We start from the raw sequence: 14,610 nt of genomic DNA, 5'->3' as shown, positions 1-14,610 counted from the left end.
GGCGCTCATTCTGACATCGGTCACCCTGGCGGCGGTTATCCCGGCGTATCGCATGAGCCGGCAGGAACCGGCGCTGGCGGCGCGCGAATGATGATTGCTTTGCGGGACGTAAGCGGGGGGTATCTCTGGGTGAGCGGGACCCATCGATAAACATTTAGCCAGGATGCTGGTTATATTTATGGATGACCCAAGAAAATGTGCTGGCTCAGGCTCGATTCCGGAAAAGTCCCCCTCCGCCAGGGTTATCAATATGACACACTTTACTTCTCCGGATTTTCCATGCTTTCCAGAATGCCATTCTGCAGGGCGAAGCGCACCAGTTCCGACCTGCCCTGGAGATTTAATTTGTCTTTCAGGCGGATCTTGTAGGTTTCCACGGTTTTGACGCTCAACATCAATCTTCCGGCTATTTCCTGGTTGGTATGTCCCAGCGCAAGCAGGTAAAGCACCTCGCGCTCTCTCTGACTCAAGCTTTTTACCGCATCCTGTGCGCCTTTCTGAGGCTTAAATGTGGGAAACAAATCGGATGTCATCGACGAATGTATAAAATGCTCTCCCCGGTATGTGTTGCGAATAGCCGCCAATAGTTCCACGTCGGCGGCTTTTTTAGGAATGTAACCGTCAACGCCGGCCTGCAACATCTCTCGCAGATAGCTTTCATCCTCATGCATGGAGACTACCAGTATCTTTATTTCCGGATGCTGTTTCTTAACGGTTTTAGCCACAGCTTGCCCGCTCAGGCCGGGCATGCTTATATCCAGTAGCAGGATATCGGGATGCAATTCATCACACATTTGTATGGCGGCCAGTCCGTTGCTGGCCTCTCCCAGCACCTCCATATCGGGTTCAGAATTAAGTAACAGCTTGAGCCCGGCACGCAATACGGCATGGTCATCGGCTATGACCAGCCTGATTTTATCCATTTATCCCTCCATTCGTGGGTTTGATAGGAACTTCCAGGAAAATACTTGTGCCTTGCTGCGGCTGGGATTCAATCACCAGCCTGCCTCCTACCAGAGAAGCCCGCTCGTACATGCCGAACAGCCCCAGCCGGTGTTCCGGGCTGCTCCTGGAAGCCTCATTGAGGTCGAAACCAACACCATCATCCTCGACAATCAGAGTAAACACGGAGTCCTGGAAGTCGACCACTATGCTTATATTTCGGGCATTGGCATGCCGGGCAATATTCGCCAGGGCTTCCTGAGTGATGCGGTAGGCCGCCGTTTCCATGTCCGCGGGGAAGCGCCTCCTGGCTGCTTCGCCGACCTGCAAGTCAACATGGATGCCATTCTTGGCTATAAAATCGGCCACGTATTTGCGTAAGGCCGCCACTAACCCCAGGTCGTCCAGGGCATTAGGGCGTAACTCTATGGCCATATTATGAACCGCCTGCAATGTTTGGTGTACCAGAGAGCGCAATTGGGTCAGTCTGGGCTTGATTTCTGCCAGACTGCCGGCATTTTCGGCTGCTTTCAGCTCTACCATCAAAGAGGTTAAACTCTGACTGGTGTCGTCGTGCAACTCGCGGGCAATGCGTTTGCGCTCGTCTTCCTGGGCGCTCAGCACTTGAGCTAACAGCTGACTGCGCATCTGCTCTTTCTGGCTTATTTCACGGATCATCTCATCGAAAGCCAGCCCCAGATTTCCGATTTCATCATGACCCCACTGACGGTCGCGCTGCTTGTATGCCCCCATGCCCAGTTCACGCGCCTGCGCCGCCATGGCTGAAATCGGGTAGGTCAAGGCATAGGATAAAAAGTAGGCCAGCGCGATTCCTAAAGAGAACACCAGAATCAACCATAACAATATATGCTGAATGTGTGTGGCTAGTGTTTGTGAAATATTGGCGTAAGTAAGCCCGACATGCACCGTCCCCTTTCCGGGCGCTGGAAGGGATAGTGCGATATCGGTAATCTCTTGCCCTTTGTATTGCATTGATTGGATACGTGGCGTAGTAGTCGAATCTGACGGATTATTTAATGGCAGATCTGCCAGGTCAGGCGGTTTGGAAGCCGAAGCAATGGTAATACCCGTTGAATCCAATATATATATGTAATATATATCTTTGCTTGAATCCACATATCCCTTGACTATGTCGGAAAGCATGGCCAAATCCCCGCTGCGAACCAACCCCAGACTCTGCCCGGCCAGCACACTGGCCACTGTCGTGCCCATTTCCTGCGACTCATGCCGGAGAGCCATGCTGGCATCGCGGTCGGTGTACCATACCAGCGTAGAGGAAGAAAAGAGAATACAAAGCGTTACCAGCCCCACTATCTTGGTTCGGATACTGACGGCATTGAACTTTAATATCAGGGATTTGAGAGACCACTTAATCTGCACTTGCTCCTCCTGAAAGCGCCAGGTTGTGGTTGAGCGGGAGTTGGAACGGGATAGCAGGCTGTTCTATTAGCATAACCTTAGCCAGCAAAGTTTTCAAGTTAATATACTTGTCAGGTTAATTACTGACAAGTATATTTTTCTATGGGTATTTTGGCTGACATACAGAGACACGTTTTCGTGGTATTTATTATAAGTATAAGCTTTCCTACAACTAGCGGGAAAAGTGTTTAAAAGATTGCATCGAGACAGGAGGGCCGTTTCACAAAACATGGAAAATAAAAAGGAACCAGGCAAATTGAGTATTAGCCGCCGGCAGTTTATGCGAGGTGCCGGTGCGCTTGCGCTGGCCGGGGCAGCCGGATTGGCAGGTCTGAATCAAAGAAGCAAAATAGTCCTGGCTGAGGATGACTTGACGAGAGAGAGCGCTGACCACCAGTGGGTGCTTGTTTTTGACCTGAGGTACTGTGACGGTTGCAAAGAATGCACTGTGGCTTGTCAAGAAGAGCACTATCTGCCCAAAGAAGCCGAATGGATAAAGGTATACGAAATGGAAGGGACTCTCGGGCAAAAATATTTTCTACCCAAACCCTGCATGCAATGCGAAAACGCCCCCTGCGTGCGTGTTTGCCCGGTGGTGGCCACCTATAAAACTAAGGACGGAGTCACGCTGGTTGACCAGCAAAAATGTATTGGCTGCCGCATGTGCATGGCGGCCTGCCCGTACGATTCGCGCTACTTCAACTGGAACGACTATCCTGACGTCCCTGCAAATATGTTTAATACACCCGAATTCCCTGTGCCGGGTGTTAAGGGTACCGTAGGCAAGTGTGAGAACTGCCTGCATTTTATGCGTTTTGGCAAACTGCCGGCCTGCGTAACCGCCTGTTCCATGAGAGCCGTTTTTGCCGGAGATTTGATATCTGACATCTGTTCCAATCCAGATGAGAGCAAAAAGCTATCTACCTTCCTCAGAGAGAACGATGCCTACCGGCTGAAAGAAGAATTGAACACCGGGCCTCGCGTCTATTACATCGCAGGGCATTCACAGAACTTCACGTACTAGGAGAGTTAAAGTCGATGCAACTGATGATAGATGAAATACGCGAAGCCGCAATCCGCCCGATAGTCAAACCCGGAAAATGGTGGGGGGTGTTATTTGCTTTTCTGGGACTTTTTGTCCTGGCAGCACTGGGAACCTATATTTATCAGTTAACACGCGGGCTGGGCGTTACCGCTTTGAAAGATGGGGTTTTCTACGGCATATACATGACGGACCTGGTGACCTTCATCGGCATCAGTTATGGCGGTGCTGTGGTATCGGCCATACTGCGCCTCACCAATGCCGCCTGGCGTGCTCCCATCACCAGACTGGCTGAGGGCATGGCAGTAGTTTCTCTCATCATAGGTGCTTCTTTTGCCATCGTAGATATGGGTAAACTGCCGCATCTATGGTGGGTGCTGGTTACCCCCAACCCGCAATCTCCGGTTATCTGGGATATAGTAGCCATAAGCACCTATGTTGTCGCTACGCTGATATTCTTCTTTCTTCCGCTTATTCCCGACTCGGCCATATTACTTAATGGTTCCGCCCATAAATTCTCTTCGTGGCGTAAAAAATTGTATTCAATGATTTCTTTAAAATGGAAGGGCATTCCCTCGCAACGCAAAACTCTGGCCCGCATGATGACCTTGATGGCTATCCTTATCATCCCGCTGGCGATATCGGTCCACTCCGTCTTGGCCTGGGTCTTCGCGGTGACAAGCAGGGAGGGCTGGCACAGCTCCATCTTCGGTCCGTATTTCGTGGTAGGAGCGCTTTTCTCAGGCGTGGCGGCAGTGATTCTGGTGGTATCGGCTTTCCGCAAGGCTTACCATCTTGAGAAATTTATCGGACAGAAGCAATTCCGTTATATGGGCCTGCTCATGCTCGTTCTGGGTGCGACCTACCTTTATTTTACCTTCGCGGAATTCCTCACCGAGGGCTACGTGCAATACGTCAACACTGTGCCGTTCCTGCGTTCACTGCTCGTAGCGGATTATGCTCCGATATTTTGGCCCTTCCTTATTTTGGGTATCATAATACCAGTACTTTTGGTAGGTATCCCCAAGACTAGAAATGTTAAGGGCGTCACCGTTGCTGCAGTCTTGGTCGTAGCTGCTATGTGGGTAAAAAGGTTCCTGATCATTGTGCCACCACTGCGCCACGGGTTGTTCGGCATTACTAATCCCAGTTATACCGGAAACTGGGTGGAATGGGTTATCACTTTAGGTGCTGTGGCGGCCATTCCGTTCTTCCTGATGTTAATGTTCCGCCTCTTTCCGGTTTTACCTATCTATGAGATGCAGGAAATTGCCGAGGAACAATCTCAGCATCAATCCAGGGCCGGTGATGTACCCAGTCTTAAAACGGAGTAAGTAAAAATGAAATTGAACTTTAAGGTACTGCTGGTTTCGGTCGTGACGGTATTATTGTCGGGGCTATGGTTTTTCGCCGGGAGCCTGCCGGTAGCCGCAGCACAAGCCAAGAGCGACCTGACACTGACCTACGAGGTACAGACAGACAGACAGGGCAAAGAGTCTCTGGTGCTTTTGGCCAAGCTAAAAAGAGCAGATGGCTATCCCTTGAGCCAGAGGGAAATTTTGTACTTCGAAAACACAGATTTATACGGCTCCGCCAGGATTTCAATCGGCTCGGCGACAACCAGTGCTGTGGGCGTGGCCGCTCTTAAATATGAAACACGCCAGGCCGGCGAACACCAGTTCACCGCACTTTACGGGGGTGACGAAACTACGGAATTTGCGATAGTAAATGCCACACTTGACCTGCAAAACTTGCCCGCATTGGACCCGCTTGAAAAGCTGGTAGGCATGGAAAAAATCAGTTACTGGAGCATGTTAGGCGTCGGCGTGGTGGTACTGGTTGTTTGGAGTTTGCTTGCCGGGGTTTTCTTCGGCACGATTGCGGGGATAAGAAAGGGTAGCAAAGGACAATAGAGAAATCGATGGCTATTCTGAGTTGTCGGTCTGGACAGCTCAGCGGAATAAATATGTCAAGAATTTTGTAAGGAGGGAAATGCATCGTAGAGTACTCAAAATATTGGAAAGCAAATGAAAACTCAATTCGGTGTCATTTGATTGCGCAATCAAATAAAATAAGGAGGGTTACTACTTTGACATCAAACTCGTTAGGAAAAATTGGGCTGGCATTCGGGCTGACCAGCATCCTGGTTATCAGCCTGCTGGCAGGATGCGGCGGGAGCACCACCATCACCGCTACGGCGACAAAAACGGTAACGTCGGGCGGCGGTTCCGGAGCTACAGTCACGGTAACGGGCGGCGGTTCCGCTACTACCGTTACCCAAACAACCACGGCCACTACCACTGTTTCCGGCGGCGGCGGTACCGGTTCCGTGATGTCCAACATCGTAATGTATGGCGACATGGTCACCAATGTCGGCTGCTTGGCCATAACCAATGCTCATCGCGGCGAACTGGTAGTATTCCGCGCGCGCATCGTCGACCCCAAAACCGGCAAGGACATGACCGATAAGGAGATTAAGGCAGATTCCGCGGTAGCCGTTCTTCCTGATGGCCAGTCCTTTGCGATGAAATACAGCGGACACTCGGGCGCCAACCCCACAGACTACTTCTGGTCGTATGGCTGGGAAGTGCCGCTGAACTATCCCACTGGCTCACTGGGCTACGAATACAAGGCTGTGGCTAATGACGGCCGCACCGGAAGCTTCAAACCCTTCGAGATAGCTTCTTCCAAGTTAACCATCCTGGCATTCGACCCGGCTTTCGTGAGGAACTGGTCAGCTAATATCACTGCCACCGGCTTCTCTGTAAAAACGCTTTCAATCACACAGGGCGCCAAGGTCACCTTCAACAACAAGGATACCATTCCGCACAGCGTCGTCGGCCCTGACTTCAACAGCGGCGCCATTGCAGCCGGCGGGAAATATGAGAGAGTCTTCAGCACTGCAGGTACCTTCACAGTTACCGATGGTACCAACCCTGCATTTACACTCACCATAACTGTAAACGCAGTTCCATAATTTAATACGTCGTAAAGTGTAATAAAAAGGAAATTTGTGGAAAAAGTAAGTTTAAAAAACAGGGGTTTGGTGGCAATCTTCGTTGTGGCTATTTTACTGGTCGGAGCCTGCCAAACAACCATAACTGAGACGTCAACAGCGACTGTCACCAAAAGTCAGACTGTTACGGTAACAGCCGGCGCAACAACGGCCGTTAACACGGCAGTCGTGCCTACTACCAGCGCTCCCCCGCCGACCACCAAGGCGGTCAACTGGCCGATGCAGATCACGGGGACGTTCACTACCAGTGTCCCAAATGCTCCAGTTGGTGCTACGGTCACTGCTACCGGCACCGGGTTTGCAGCCAACGGCAAGTTCGACCTGATGTGGCAGGATATAAACGGTTCCTGGGACGTTAAGAACGGTGAGTACTACGGGCGTATCTACAAAGAGAGCTGGGTCAACCTGGGGGCCATACAGGCAGACGCCCAGGGTGGTTTCAAGACGACTTTCACCGTACCGGAAGGATTCGGGTTCACTCATGACCTGGTCGTACTGGAAGGCGGAGCCACCAGCGGAACTATAAGAGGCAAACTCGGCTTCAACGTAGATATGCAAATCACCATCGATTCCACCAGCGGGCCTCTCGGCTCCCCGATCACCGTTGGCATCAAAGGAATGGGATGGAGAGACTACGAGAACAGCTGGATGCTGCTGTACGACAATAAATACACCGGCGTCCTCACCACCACTACCACGCACGGTTCAGGCAAGGCTGTCATTCCGGCTGTCGGCGGTACCGGGAAACATGTAATTCAGGTGCTGCAGGGCTCCTTCACTTTCGCTTTCATGAATATCGGTCAGAGCCCGTTTCCCAAGACCCCGACCTGGACATTCATTTACACTGTCACCGACGGCGCACCCATAATGCCGCCGGATGTCAGCAAGCAATCGAATGCCGTTATCAAGGGAACTACTCCTGCAGCTAGCGGTTCACCGCAGGTCTGGTCTGACGTGTACCTGGCGACTGTCGGCACCCCTATGAACATTCTGGGAAGGGGCTTTGCGGCAGGAGCTAAGGTCGACCTGTACTACATGGGCATGACCGGTAACCGTGTTGACGGCAAGGGCTACGAGAAGGTTAAGAAGACCATTGGAACTGTTACGGCTACCAGCACCGGAGAAATAAGCTTTGCCTATGCCATGCCTGACACGCACGGCGGGGAGCATGCGCTTATCGCAGATATAGCCGGAGTGAAAGTAGCAGAGGGCGTTTTCAACCTCACACCTTCAGCTGTCTACATCAAGCCTTCTACAGGTCCGGTGGGCACTATCATGGATATCGAGCTCAAAGGCCTGGGTTGGACAGTAGAAGAGAACAACTACTACATGGTCGTTGACAACGCGTACATCGGTTATACCTGCGGTTTCAACAACTACGGTACTATCAACATCTTTTTACCGGCTGCCGGAGCGCCCGGTTGGCACTACATAGATTTTTACCCCGGCGTATACAAGGGCACCGAACCCGGTAAGATAGAAAACTACCGCGTACCGTATCTGACGTATACCGACCATCCTGGCGAAAAAATACCTGTTTTACATTTTGCGTTCTTCGTAACGGGTTAGTTTCAACGAAATGAGAGACTGGGGAGGAGAGGGACAATTCATCCCTCCCTTCCCCAGCACATCTGTAAAAATGAAGACATATAAAAAAGGGGTACCGGCATTAATCTCCTCAGTATTGTTACTTACAACTATCCTTAGCGGTTGTGCCGACCAGAGTTTTATCCCGCCCGCTACTTTTTATGCCACTCTAAGCCAACAGATTGACCTCTACGACCTGCAAATGGCCTATTACGAGGATGCGGCTGCGGCAGATACAATTTACCTGGGGAAAAGGTATTATTTCGGGCTGGTGCGAGCCGACCAAACCACCTCTATTTTTGCCGTGCGCGGTTCCGACGACTATGTGCTGGTGGAAAACGTAAAATTTGTGCCCCGCGCTTCATACGATATGAAAGGCATTATCCAGGGGACGATATTTGAAGTTATCGGCGATGTTCAGGGCGTTCAATCGGGGTACATCATAGTGAAGAACTGCTGGTTCCGCATTCAGAGCGGCGGGGCCACATATTCCGGCGGCGGCGCGTACTAAATAAGGTATTCGACCTCTCCTATCTTTATCTACCCGCATAGGGTGCAGTCCAATTGCACGTTCCAAATAATTGTGCGTCAGCGAACAAAAAGGTGATAAAAGCAAGAGTGTAGTTTTACAATCGTCAGAAAAAGGTCTAGAATTAGGCACGATTTTGGGCGGCTAGCTCAGCGGTTAGAGCTCCTGCTTTACACGCAGGAGGTCATAGGTTCGAATCCTATGCCGCCCACCACTAACTAACCTCTTTACACCACCATCGCTGCGTAATACAATGTGTCCAGTTTGGCATATGAGGAGGCACAATGGACCTGATCTGGATTGTCGTCATTGCGGTCGTTGTTTTGATTATCCTGGGGTTCATATTTAAAACACTCTTTAAGCTATTCATTCGGCTCATTCCAATTGCCCTCATCGGTCTGCTCATTTACTGGCTGCTGACTCGTTTTAACGTCTGCTGACCAGGTGTTCATTTCTTGGTCAATCACTATAACAGAGGAGCCCACCACATGGTGGGCTCCTGGATTTGTAGAAAGTGCGCGGTAGAGTTATTTGACCAATCCAGCTGCCTTAAGGACCTGATAGGTCTGCTGCTGGAACTGCAAGATGATATCGAACTCGTATTTGCCGCCGATGGTTTCTATCTCCAGCTTGGCAGGTTTATTATCATCGTCATCTGCGCCCACGCCAAAGCCGATATTCAAGCCCACCGCAATGCCACCCTTGCTGAACAGCACCTTGGTTCCAGTGTACTTGACCTTGCGTATCTGGTTCATATAGATGCCGAAGTTGCCGGGAGTCTCGGTGAGTGCCTGGTCGGGAGACATCTGGGGATAGCGCTGCCACAAAGAATAACCCGCGCCCATAGCCTTGAATACGCCGCCAATACCCTGGCCGCGATGCGTGGCTGCCTCTGCCTTGATCATCTCGGACGTCATCTGGGCGAAAATCATGCGCTGGTTGGTGACGACGATGTTGAAGGCCTCCATTGAGAACAGGTTCTTTTTACGGCTGGCGTTAGGAATAACGCCGATAAGGGCTTCACCGGGAATGCCAGGAGCCTGGGGCGGATAGGCATATCCCGGTGCGTATGCCGGAGGCGGCGCATAAGCCTGCGGGGGAGGTTGATAAGCCGGCGGCGGCTGATAACCAGGAGGAGGCTGGTAGGCCGGAGGCGGTTGATAGGCGGGTTGAGGAGGCGTCTGGTATACAGGCGGCGGCTGATAAGTCGGTGGGGGTGTGGCAGGAGGAGGTTGATAAACCGGGGGAAGGTGCTGAGATTGCTGTGGAGGAGCCGCTACTCCTGCGACTGGCGTACCGCATGACTCGCAAAAGCGGGCATTGCCCCCAAGATTACGGCCGCAACCGGTGCAAAAACGTTGAGCCATTCTTCACCTCACTGGCTGATTTTATTCAGGTGCAGCTATTATGGCATATAAGAAAGGCGGATTCAATGGGGTTTGGCCGTAACGTGGAGATAAATTCATTTTGAAGCACCCCAATGTCAGGAGAGAACTCGACGCTTCTTGAAAATGCATGAAACTTTTATGATTCAGCGCCATATTTAATGATTTCTTAACGCCCGGCAGTCTAATATTTTTAAACGGCGTCACTGTCGGGGAAACAACCATTTTTGAATTTTGGCGTTATAAAAGATGGATTAGACCCAACAAATGCGAGGTGAATATGAAAAAGACAATACTGACAATATTGGCGGCCACTTTAAGCCTGGTGCTGGTGGCCTGTTCCAGCCCGGTATCGGCTGAATTTCTCAAGTCAGATAAGGCGCGGGACATATCTCCATCCAGTAGCGGCTTGTCGGCCTTGGTGCAGGGGAACAGCGCTTTTGCCCTGGACCTTTACCAGGCTCTCAAGGCACAGAACGACGGCAACATGTTTTATTCCCCTTACAGCCTCTCGCTGGCGCTGGCTATGGCTTACGCGGGAGCGCGCAGCGACACGGCGAGCGAAATGGCGGATACTTTGCATTTCACTCTACCAGGGGATGCGTTGCACGCAGCTTTCAATTATCTGGCGCTCGAGCTGGATAAGCGCAGGCAGGGCGCAGCCAGTACAACGTCTGACAGTGACAAGGGCTTTCATCTGAACGTAGTTAATGATGCTTGGGGGCAGAAAAATTTCCAGTTCCTGGCCAGTTACCTGGACACTCTGGCGGTTAACTACGGCGCTGGCCTCAGGATACTCGATTTCATCAAGGATGCCGAAGGGGCGCGCAAAGCCATCAACGATTATATCTCTGACCAGACACGGGGCAAGATAAAGGACCTCATTCCTCAGGGTGCCGTGACCGACCTGACGCGCCTCGTGCTGACCAATGCCATCTACTTCAAGGCTGCCTGGGAGTCTCCTTTCGCCGAAGGAGCTACCGGCGGCGGGACGTTCAAGTTACTGGACGGGGGTCAGGTAAACGTCTCCATGATGCACCAGGGGCACGAATACAATTATGTCGCCGGGACCGGCTATCAGGCAATTGAGCTCCCTTACGACGGCGGCCAGTTATCTATGGTGGTATTGCTTCCTGACCAGGACCAGTTCAATGTCTTCCAGGATGCACTTAAATCGGAATTTGTGGATGGCATAATCTCCTCCATGAATCAGCGGAATGTAATCCTGTCGCTGCCCAAGTTCCAGTACGATTCGAGCTTCGGCCTGAAACAAGCGCTCGCGGCAATGGGCATGCAAATTGCCTTCACGGATAGCGCCGATTTTTCAGGTATGATGGGTACGAAAGGACTGTTCATCTCGGACGTTGTGCACAAGGCTTTTGTCTCAGTTGATGAAGCCGGTACGGAAGCTGCCGCCGCCAGCGCTGTTATCGTCGGCACTACCTCGATGCCGTCGAACACCATCACGCTCAGCATCGACCGCCCCTTCATCTTCCTTATCCGCGACATCCCGACTGGCACTATCCTTTTTGTCGGGAGGGTAATGAATCCGGCCGTATAAACGAAACGACCCAGTATGCAAAATGGGGGGCAAACCGGTACGGTTTGCCCCCCATTTTGATTTGCCTAAACCGCTCTCATTCAGATAGAATAGCAGACTATGACAGATTCAAACATCAACGAAACACCTCTCTGGATAGGTTTTATCATCTTTGTCCTGGTAATGCTTTTCCTGGACCTCAAGGTTTTTCATCGCAAGTCTGAAAAAGTCAGCGTCAAGAACGCGCTGGTGTGGAGCGCCGTCTGGATAGCCATGTCGCTGGCATTCGGGGTGGGGATATATTTACTCTGGGGCCACGAAATAGGGCTCCAGTACTTTACAGGGTACCTCATCGAGAAATCCCTCAGCGTGGACAATCTTTTCGTCTTCCTTATGGTATTCTCTTATTTTTGCGTGAAAGACGAGTACCAGCACAGGGTGCTCTTCTGGGGCATACTGGGAGCCATCGTGATGCGGGCGGCTTTCATCTTTGCCGGCATCGGCCTGCTCAATGCGTTGAGCTGGGTTATCTATATTTTCGGCGCTTTCCTGGTCTACACCGGTGTGCGGATGGCTGTTAAAAAAGAAGAAAAGGTGGAAGCCGAACACAATCTGGTGCTGCGCCTGGTGCGCCGCCTATTCCCTGTCAGTAAAGACTACCACGGGGAAAAGTTTTTCATTGTGGAGGGCGGCGTCCGCAAAGCCACGCCATTGCTGCTCGTCCTGGTTTTAATCGAAAGCACGGATATCGTTTTCGCCCTGGACTCGGTACCGGCGATTCTCTCAATCACCAAGGACCCTTTTATTGTTTTCAGTTCCAATATTTTCGCTATCCTGGGGCTGCGCTCTCTCTACTTCGCCTTGGCGGGTGTTTTGCAAAAGCTGCGCTACCTGCACTATGGCCTGGCCGCGGTCCTCGTGTTTCTTGGCGTCAAGATGCTGATTGGTCATTGGGTTGAGATCCCCATACTGCTTTCGCTGGGCGTCATCGCTGTTATCCTGGTAGTTGCGATAACAACTTCGCTGGTATGGAGTCGGCGTAACCCGCAGTCCTCGGTGGAAGCTGAACGCGGGATACCTAAGTAAGACGCGGCTTGGCAAAAAATATCGAAATTCAGAAAGCCGTCCGCCGCCGGACGGCTTTCCCTGTTTTTTGTCCCGATGCCAGAACAGGGTTGTATTTCTGCCGGCCCCTTATGTTTCGGCAAGACTACTAAGAACGCCTCTTTCAATGGCTGGAAATTTATTTCCCTCTTGAAATCAGAATACTTCCTGAGTTATATTTATGGGGGTCCGGAGATTTCATCAGAATTATTAAGATTTAGCCGTCAGTTTAGCTAATCACGTAGTAAAGGACTGAAAATTGAGGCAAAAACCTCTGCTGGGTATCAGCGAAGCCAGCAATTTGCTGGGCGTGAGCGAAGCCACGCTACGCCAGTGGACGGATGAAGGCAGCATCAAAGCCTTTGTCACGCCGGGCGGACACCGCCGCTATTCGAAAGAAGAGCTTAAAGAGTTTGTAACCTCGCACGAAAATCTGCTCGGGCTCAAGGACCTGGTGGGCGAACTGGAGAAGACCGCTGAAACGCACCGCGAGATAGGCGCCGCCTTTCTGCATTCTACGGTCTGGTACGAGCGCATCAGCGCGGAACATAAAAGGCGTTTGGCCGTTCTCGGGCGTCAGATACTCGACTTGATGATGAGTTATGCCGCGGGAACCCAGAAACGCACGGAAGCGCTGGCCCAGGCCCGCGAAATAGGTCGCGGTTTCGGCGACATGCTGGCAGCCGAGGGAGTGCCTCTGACAGACTCGGTGCAGGCCTTTATTTCGCATCGAGACCCCATCACCGATATTGTCACCGAAATGATGCGGAAAAAAGAACTCGTCGGAGAGGGCGTGCTGGCAGCCATGCCTCTCATTGAACAGATAATGGACTGGGCCCTGGTTTCTCTGGTGGAAGCGCACCAGCGGCATGGAGCAGGCGTCTAGCCTAATATCCCCTTCCATTTCCCTGCCTTCCTTCTGTGTAGGGTTAACATTCTACCGTTTTTTTAGACTCTGTCTTTTGCATAAAACCTGCTATTGAATGTCGTATAGCGGCGTGATATTGTAGATTCCGGGGCGGTCCGTCGAAGCCGGATGGACTACCGAGGAGCGAAAATGAACCTCACGTTACAGGTTGTGAACCCCGAAACGCCGGATAGATTACGCGATGTCCATCGGGAAGCGGACCAGAAGGTGGTCGACGAACTCAGAGACAAGATAAACAAACTCGAGAACAAACTCGAAGAGATGAAAACCGAGAACGAGAGATTGGAAGCTTGGGTAAAATCCGAAAAACGGACCTATCGCCTGCAGTATTTCGGGCCGGGCGGGCACATGTAAATCGGACAGCATATCGTTTCAAATCGAGTTATTGCGTCAAAAAGCAGGAGGGGGGCAATCGCCCCTCTCCTTTTGTTTACCAGATGTCCCCGATTTGCGCTAGCTCTTTTTCATGAGGCCGACACCGGCCAGGGTAAGGCCAGCGCCGATTACGATAGCGAGAATGCCGCTCTTTTGAACAAAATCAATCGTGCCAAGATTGGATTTGGCCAGTCCCAGTGAAGTCTTCTGCCAGCCCACGGATTGTGCGGTTTCAGTGCCTGCGGCTCCGGCTCCCAGAGCCTGCGCTAAACCTGCCTTGGCTGCATCATATTTGGCATCTAAATTATCGAGGGTTACTCCCGACGCCTTTAGCTCATCGACAACGATGGTTTTGGAATCGCCTGCCTGCATAATAAACAGAACGCCGAATACAATGCACACTACGCCAATTACTGCTACAAGAATAGATAAAATATTTTTCATAAATCTGCTCTCCTTCTATATTATTTTCGAGACACTGAGTGCAATTGCTTCAAGCACTACCAGACCTCTGATTATTAAAATAGAATTTTTCGCGTTACCTCCTTGCGATTATTCTTGAGTAGTCGAATTCGACTAATCAAAATTGAGCTATAGTACATTAGTACGGTGTAAAAGTCAATGGGGTGTAAGAGTCCAGTACATATTGGATTTTTGGGGGTTAGTGACAAAGTTATCCAAATAGTAGCGCAAAGGCGGAAGTTTTCCAATAGCCCGGTGAG

General features: G+C 51.3%; 14 protein-coding genes and 1 tRNA gene. 11 read left to right on the top strand and 4 right to left on the bottom strand.

Translation table 11 applies throughout. The annotated features are described in order from the left end of the window. Positions 1 to 260 precede the first annotated feature (260 nt). Complete coding sequence (locus C4542_06390) at positions 261 to 923, bottom strand: DNA-binding response regulator (protein RJO61382.1); 663 nt, start codon at positions 921 to 923, stop codon at positions 261 to 263. Then, on the bottom strand, positions 916 to 2,343 hold the full coding sequence (locus C4542_06385) for a sensor histidine kinase (GenBank protein RJO61381.1): 1,428 nt from the start codon (positions 2,341 to 2,343) through the stop codon (positions 916 to 918). Before C4542_06385 ends, C4542_06390 begins: the two co-directional genes overlap by 8 nt. 268 nt (positions 2,344 to 2,611) lie before the next feature. Between C4542_06385 and C4542_06380 the strand changes: the two genes are divergently transcribed. The 7 genes from C4542_06380 to C4542_06350 all read left to right on the top strand — a co-directional run bounded on the left by C4542_06380 (position 2,612) and on the right by C4542_06350 (position 8,770). After that, the gene (locus tag C4542_06380; protein RJO61380.1) at positions 2,612 to 3,406 is read left to right on the top strand and encodes a 4Fe-4S dicluster domain-containing protein; all 795 of its coding nucleotides are present in this window, start codon (positions 2,612 to 2,614) and stop codon (positions 3,404 to 3,406) included. A gap of 14 nt (positions 3,407 to 3,420) precedes the next feature. Beyond that, a complete protein-coding gene (locus C4542_06375; GenBank protein RJO61379.1) occupies positions 3,421 to 4,758 on the top strand; it encodes a hypothetical protein in 1,338 nt (445 codons plus the stop codon). Positions 4,759 to 4,764: 6 nt separating this feature from the next. After that, entirely contained in the window at positions 4,765 to 5,337 is a 573-nt protein-coding gene (locus tag C4542_06370) for an Ig-like domain repeat protein (GenBank protein RJO61378.1), read from the top strand. Positions 5,338 to 5,513: 176 nt separating this feature from the next. Next, positions 5,514 to 6,401, top strand: a complete 888-nt coding sequence (locus C4542_06365) for a hypothetical protein (protein RJO61377.1) — start codon at positions 5,514 to 5,516, stop codon at positions 6,399 to 6,401. A gap of 36 nt (positions 6,402 to 6,437) precedes the next feature. Next, on the top strand, positions 6,438 to 8,009 hold the full coding sequence (locus C4542_06360; protein RJO61376.1) for a hypothetical protein: 1,572 nt from the start codon (positions 6,438 to 6,440) through the stop codon (positions 8,007 to 8,009). Between the two features lie 115 nt (positions 8,010 to 8,124). Then, positions 8,125 to 8,538, top strand: a complete 414-nt coding sequence (locus C4542_06355; GenBank protein ID RJO61375.1) for a hypothetical protein — start codon at positions 8,125 to 8,127, stop codon at positions 8,536 to 8,538. A gap of 156 nt (positions 8,539 to 8,694) precedes the next feature. Further along, a tRNA-Val gene (locus C4542_06350) sits at positions 8,695 to 8,770 on the top strand. A 313-nt stretch (positions 8,771 to 9,083) separates the two neighbouring features. Here C4542_06350 and C4542_06345 read toward each other — a convergent pair. Further along, positions 9,084 to 9,923 carry a zinc ribbon domain-containing protein gene (locus tag C4542_06345; GenBank protein RJO61374.1) on the bottom strand — a complete coding sequence of 280 codons (840 nt, stop codon included), beginning with the start codon at positions 9,921 to 9,923 and terminating at the stop codon, positions 9,084 to 9,086. Positions 9,924 to 10,221: 298 nt separating this feature from the next. Between C4542_06345 and C4542_06340 the strand changes: the two genes are divergently transcribed. From C4542_06340 to C4542_06325, 4 genes are all read left to right on the top strand, one after another. Further along, on the top strand, positions 10,222 to 11,502 hold the full coding sequence (locus tag C4542_06340; protein ID RJO61373.1) for a serpin family protein: 1,281 nt from the start codon (positions 10,222 to 10,224) through the stop codon (positions 11,500 to 11,502). Positions 11,503 to 11,601: 99 nt separating this feature from the next. After that, positions 11,602 to 12,567: a TerC family protein gene (locus C4542_06335; protein RJO61372.1), complete on the top strand. Its 966-nt coding sequence runs from the start codon at positions 11,602 to 11,604 to the stop codon at positions 12,565 to 12,567. A gap of 277 nt (positions 12,568 to 12,844) precedes the next feature. Next, positions 12,845 to 13,471 (top strand): helix-turn-helix domain-containing protein, encoded by a 627-nt coding sequence (locus tag C4542_06330; protein RJO61371.1) that lies wholly within the window; start codon positions 12,845 to 12,847, stop codon positions 13,469 to 13,471. Positions 13,472 to 13,642: 171 nt separating this feature from the next. Then, the gene (locus tag C4542_06325; GenBank protein ID RJO61370.1) at positions 13,643 to 13,867 is read left to right on the top strand and encodes a hypothetical protein; all 225 of its coding nucleotides are present in this window, start codon (positions 13,643 to 13,645) and stop codon (positions 13,865 to 13,867) included. 99 nt (positions 13,868 to 13,966) lie between these two features. On the opposite strand, the gene C4542_06320 is transcribed toward C4542_06325, so the two are convergent. Next, entirely contained in the window at positions 13,967 to 14,332 is a 366-nt protein-coding gene (locus C4542_06320; protein RJO61369.1) for a hypothetical protein, read from the bottom strand. Positions 14,333 to 14,610: the final 278 nt, after the last annotated feature.

This window comes from Dehalococcoidia bacterium (assembly GCA_003597995.1).
In the GTDB taxonomy this organism is placed as follows: domain Bacteria; phylum Chloroflexota; class Dehalococcoidia; order Dehalococcoidales; family UBA1222; genus SURF-27.
Note: the sequence above shows the minus strand (reverse complement) of the source record. Positions and strands in the feature narration are given on the sequence as shown.